This window comes from Paenibacillus forsythiae T98 (genome assembly GCF_000520735.1).
Classification (GTDB): Bacteria; Bacillota; Bacilli; order Paenibacillales; family Paenibacillaceae; genus Paenibacillus_AQ; species Paenibacillus_AQ forsythiae.
In genome coordinates, this window is record NZ_ASSC01000036.1 from 1 (window position 1) to 5,200 (window position 5,200).

The window sequence follows — 5,200 nt, forward strand, 5'->3', positions numbered from 1 at the left end:
CTCCTTATCCTAATCATTTAAAAAAACAGCCCGGCATAACTTTATCGCCGGACCACCCGCCTCTATAATTCCCCATTTTCCCGATCAACTAAAATAATGTGGGCTGCTCCGCCAGGATTCTCCCCAAGAAGCTCCGCCGATGCATCAGAGTCGGTCCAAGCCGCGCAATCCGCTCGCGGTGAAGCTTTGTGGCATAGCCCTTATGTACAGCAATTCCGTAATCCGGATATAAGTCCTCCCACAATCCTTCGCACAGCCTGTCTCGGGTCACCTTGGCTATAATGGACGCCGCCGCGATCGACTGACTGCTCGCATCCCCTTTAACGATGGCCCGCTGCGGCAGAGGGAGGTCTATTTTTTCCGCGTCAATCAGCATATAATCGGGTAGGACACCCAGCCCTTCGACCGCTTGCTTCATGGCCAGCCTGGAAGCCTGCTTGATATTGATTTCATCGATCCTGGAAGAGTCCACATAACCCACCCCGACAGCCCGCGCCTGCTCCATAATCAATTCGTACAGGGCTTCCCGTTTTTTGGCCGTCAGTTTTTTGGAATCGTCCACTCCCTCGATAATAAGACCCTCCGGCAAAATGACGGCAGCCGCAACCACATCGCCGAACAAGCAGCCTCTGCCCACCTCGTCCACACCGGCAATTCGGGAGTAAGACTGCCCCCAGCCCTCTTTTTCATAGAACAGCATATCGTTATCCATTCGCTTCCCACCTGCCAAACTGTAATTTCCGGGGCTTCTCCCCTGCTCCATGCCAAAGCACCGTACTGCATATATCTTCTACTTATTGAAACGCAAGTTTGTGCAAAAAGTTTCTCCGAGCAAGCCAACCTCTCCCCGCACCAAAAAAAGAGCCGCCAATATGGCGACTCTCTGTCTGACGGAACAACCGCTATGTAGTGAGGCAGCCAAACCGCGCAAAAACGGTCCGTATCCGCCAGTCTTTCTGCCCGGAGCTTGGCATGACCAAGCGCACAAGCTGCTGTATCAGTGTTTGGTGCCCGGAGCTTCCAGCGTGAACCGGCCCAGCTTGCCGGCTCGCAGCTCATGCAGCAGCGTACGGGAAGCCTTCTCAAGATCCACTCTTCCTCCGCTCACCAGACAGCCGCGCTTTCGGCCCACCGCTTCCATAACCGCCACGATTTCGTCCGGATTCTCCAAATCCTCTGGAAGCTTGTCAATCCCGTACCGCTCCCGGAATCGGCCGCCGTAATCCCGCAGCAAATATTTGACCGCATAGAACGCAATGTCCTCTACATTAAGAATCTCTTCACGGATCGCACCGGTAATCGCCAGCCGGTACCCGACCTGCTGATCCTCGAACTTCGGCCACAGAATTCCCGGCGTATCGAGAAGCTCAAGGTTGCCTCCGGTCTTGATCCACTGCTGCCCCTTCGTGACGCCCGGACGGTCGCCCGTTGCGGCGATGTTGCGCCCGGCCATCCGGTTGATCAGCGTGGATTTGCCCACATTGGGAATACCGACGATCAGCGCCCGCATCGCGCGCGGATTCATCCCCTTGGCGATCTGCTTGTCGATCTTTTCTTTGAGCAGCAGCTTGACCTGATCCGGAATCTCCTTGACCCCGTTACCGGTCGAGGCGTCCACGAGATGCGCGGCATGACCCTCCTCCTTGAAAAAGGCAAGCCACTGCCGGTTCATTTCGGGATCGGCCAGATCGCTTTTGTTCAAAATAATAAGCCGCGGCTTATCCCGCAAAATATCATCAATCATCGGATTGCGGCTGGACAGCGGAAGACGGGCATCCAGCAGCTCTATCGCTACGTCAATGAGCTTCAGCTTATCCTCGATTTGCCGTCTGGCCTTCGTCATATGACCCGGAAACCATTGTATGGTCACTGCCCATCGCCTCCTTTGAATGTATTATTTCAATGCTTGATCCATTCCATGTCCGATATCGGCCAAAAAATCACATCAGCCCGGCCTACGATATCGCCCAGCGGAATATAGCCGATCATCCGGCTGTCCGTGCTGTCGGAACGGTTGTCCCCCATGGCGAATACATGGCCCTTGGGTACGACCCCGTCCTGGAAATTCTCGTTAGGGAAGTTCTTGTTATTGTACAACTGGTTATTCTTATGCGCCTCGTCGATGGCTCCCTGAATATAGGTTTCGTCTACCTTTTTCCCGTTTACGGTCACCACGTCGCCTTCCACCTTCACGGTATCCCCGGCTACGGCGATGACCCGTTTGATGAAATCCCTGCCCTCGGAAGGCACATGAAACACGATGACCTCGCCCCGGTGCGGAGGCCGGATATCATACAGAATTTCATTGACAATGACCCGTTCGCCGGTATGGAAATTTGGCTTCATGGATGGTCCATCCACAATAAACGGTTTGAACAACAGCCAACGAATCAGAATAACCAGTATTAAAGCGATCGCAATCGCCTTTATCCATTCCAGCAGTTCATTCTTTTGCTTGGGCGGAACCTGTGAAGTCTGATTGTCTCCTCCATCTTGTCCCTGCTGCAAATCCTGCTGCATAGTTCACCGTCCTCTCCTTAACCTTGACTGTTCAAGGATTCCTTATGAACCGTCTCCATACAAATCAAAAAAACTTCAAACCAAAAAACCTCTGCCTTTCCTCAGAAGGCTTTTTCGAAAGAAGCCCGTCCCCAGCTTTATCTATCTGTAAAGTATATGCAAATATCTTAATAAACGAAAAGGGCTTGAAATCAAGCCCCTCTCCCTTGCCGCTTGGATTAGCGGCGAATCTCTTTAATTCTTGCGGCTTTACCACGCAGTTCACGCAGGTAGTACAGCTTGGCGCGACGAACTTTACCATGGCGAGTTACTTCGATTTTCTCAATCTTAGGCGAGTTGATCGGGAAAGTTCTTTCCACGCCAACGCCGTAAGAAATTTTACGAACCGTAAAAGTCTCGCTGATTCCGCCGCCGCGGCGTTTGATTACAACGCCTTCGAACAGCTGAATACGCTCGCGGCTTCCCTCGATAACCTTAACGTGCACTTTCAAAGTGTCGCCAGGACGAAAGCTCGGGATATCTTTGCGGAGCTGCTCTTGAGTAATTTCTTGCAAAATGTTCATTAAGGACTTCCTCCTTCCGTACAGGTGTTCATGCCTCCTCCGGAGAAACCTTCGTTCTCCATCATCATCCGCAGCGGACCACCGTATTCCACACAACAGAAATAATATTACCATATCAGGCGAATGAATACAACCTATTTATTTGATTACAAGGGAAGCATATCCCGCTTTTTGGCCTTTGCCTGGCAGTCCTTGCATAAGCCGGCGACCGAACCGTCATCCTGTGCATAAAAAATAAGCTTCCCGTTTTTCTTTTTGCAGCTGGAGCAAGGCTGTTCATCCGCAGTTTTCCGGAATTTCCGGTGCGCGTCCAACGGAATTACATTATTTTTCGGGGGATTTCCTTTTTTCCGCTTCCTTGTGTTCAGAACCCGGGTTACAGCGTAAATGACAGCGACCGCCAACAAAATCATGAGGAATACAATATATCTCATCAGCAGGTATCCTTTCTTTTGGGGCTTTATTTATTATTATACGGGAAGGCTTTTTTCTGAAACAAGTTTCCCCAACTTTAGTCTAGGTTGCAGCCAGTCTCCGGCCTCTGTTTCAATAAATTTCCACAAGGTATACTTTGGTGAGTACATACCTTACACAGACAGATCATGGAATTGTTTATCTATATTAAAGGGGGAAAAGAGACATGAGAACAAAGATGAGGAACACGGCAGTGGCTGCCGCATTGGCGGCTATGCTTCTGGCGGGCTGCACTCCGCTTCCCGGGAAGTCGGAGAGCAGCGCGGGCAGCAGCGTGGAGAACTCCATACAGGATATCGGGGAAGCGGCAGAGTCCTTCGGCGAGACTGTTCGGCAAAACGTCGGGGAAACTGCGGACAGCGCCGCGCAAGCAATTGGAGACACTGCGGAGCACGTATCGGATCAGCTCAAGTCGCCTGGAATCAGCACAGAACTGTCCACCCGGAGTCCAGTCGGCTCGGCTTCAACGCTTGTTGTGGACAATTCGGTCGGCGATATCGACGTGGAACCGGGCAGCGGAGACGATTTGAAAGTAAGTGCAACGCTCACTGCTTACAACACGCCTGGCGGTAAGGATAACAGCCAGCGTATTATAGACAGCGCTGAAGTCTCCATCAAGGAGAGCGGCGGCCAACTGAAAGTGAACGTTCATCCGAAAGATAAGCCGGACACCGATTTATGGTCATGGGCGAGCAGAACGTATGGCACCTCCAACTTCAGTATCTCTTACCGTATTGAAACTCCCGTGAGCATTGACCGATATGATATCAAGAGCGATGTAGGAAAAATCAAACTTCACGGGTTATCGGGCGCCTACCGTATCTCCGGCGAAGTTGGAAGCGTGCGTATTGAAGACGCGCGTATTACAGGGAAATCCAGCATAGACACCGACACCGGCAGCATTTCACTGGATATCGCCGCAATGGACAGCGACTCCTCCCTAACCGCCAGCACCGATGTAGGAAGCATCAACACGACCCTGGGACCGTCGGTAAGCTGCACGCTTGACGCAGACAACGATCTTGGCCGCGTTACAGGAGTGCCTGCGGGCAGAAGCGATATTAACGGCGGTGGCCCGCTTCTCTCCCTTTCCTCTTCCATAGGTGCGATCAGTGTAACGAAATAACAACTCCATCTCATGTTGAAAAAAATAACAAAACCGCAGCCTGCCAATCTCAAGATTGACCAGGCTGCGGTTTTTTAAGAATCGGAGTAGCGGGATTCGAACCCACGGCCTCACCCACCCCAAGGGTGCGCGCTACCAGACTGCGCCATACCCCGATAATATGTAAGCCGCCAGTATGCTGTCACAACCAACATTTACAGGTGTTCCTTACGCATAACTCAGCGAAATATCAGCGACGAATATTATTATACGACTTATCCACCCACTCTTGCAAGTTAATATCCAAAAATGGACTTCAAAGTAGAGAGTAATTAACGTTAGTATACATTTATGAAATTAGCAATAACCATCATTCAAATACTATTTTATCGTATAGGTGCTCACCTATGCAATTAGTACCAGCGCACCCATGCTTAGTTTTTTTGTAAGTAAAAGACAAAAAAAGGGTATATGCCATATTCGACATATACCCTCAATGGTTTCTATTTAGCCCCTATTTGAACTTGGACAGTACACC

The 5,200-nt window shown here is 50.8% G+C and carries 5 protein-coding genes and 1 tRNA gene; 1 reads left to right on the forward strand and 5 read right to left on the reverse strand.

The window, feature by feature from the left end; genetic code table 11:
* Nucleotides 1-88: 88 nt before the first annotated feature.
* The 4 genes from L692_RS0101615 to rplS form a co-directional block, all read right to left on the reverse strand.
* Nucleotides 89-712, reverse strand: a complete 624-nt coding sequence (locus L692_RS0101615) for a ribonuclease HII (protein WP_025696597.1) — start codon at nt 710-712, stop codon at nt 89-91.
* Nucleotides 713-997: 285 nt separating this feature from the next.
* Complete coding sequence (gene ylqF / locus L692_RS0101620; protein WP_025696599.1) at nt 998-1,870, reverse strand: ribosome biogenesis GTPase YlqF; 873 nt, start codon at nt 1,868-1,870, stop codon at nt 998-1,000.
* Between the two features lie 29 nt (nt 1,871-1,899).
* Nucleotides 1,900-2,520 carry a signal peptidase I gene (gene lepB, locus L692_RS0101625; protein WP_025696600.1) on the reverse strand — a complete coding sequence of 207 codons (621 nt, stop codon included), beginning with the start codon at nt 2,518-2,520 and terminating at the stop codon, nt 1,900-1,902.
* 218 nt (nt 2,521-2,738) lie between these two features.
* Nucleotides 2,739-3,083: a 50S ribosomal protein L19 gene (rplS, locus tag L692_RS0101630; RefSeq protein WP_025696602.1), complete on the reverse strand. Its 345-nt coding sequence runs from the start codon at nt 3,081-3,083 to the stop codon at nt 2,739-2,741.
* Nucleotides 3,084-3,723: 640 nt separating this feature from the next.
* Between rplS and L692_RS0101640 the strand changes: the two genes are divergently transcribed.
* Entirely contained in the window at nt 3,724-4,683 is a 960-nt protein-coding gene (locus L692_RS0101640) for a hypothetical protein (protein ID WP_025696606.1), read from the forward strand.
* An 81-nt stretch (nt 4,684-4,764) separates the two neighbouring features.
* Here L692_RS0101640 and L692_RS0101645 read toward each other — a convergent pair.
* A tRNA-Pro gene (locus L692_RS0101645) sits at nt 4,765-4,838 on the reverse strand.
* Nucleotides 4,839-5,200: the final 362 nt, after the last annotated feature.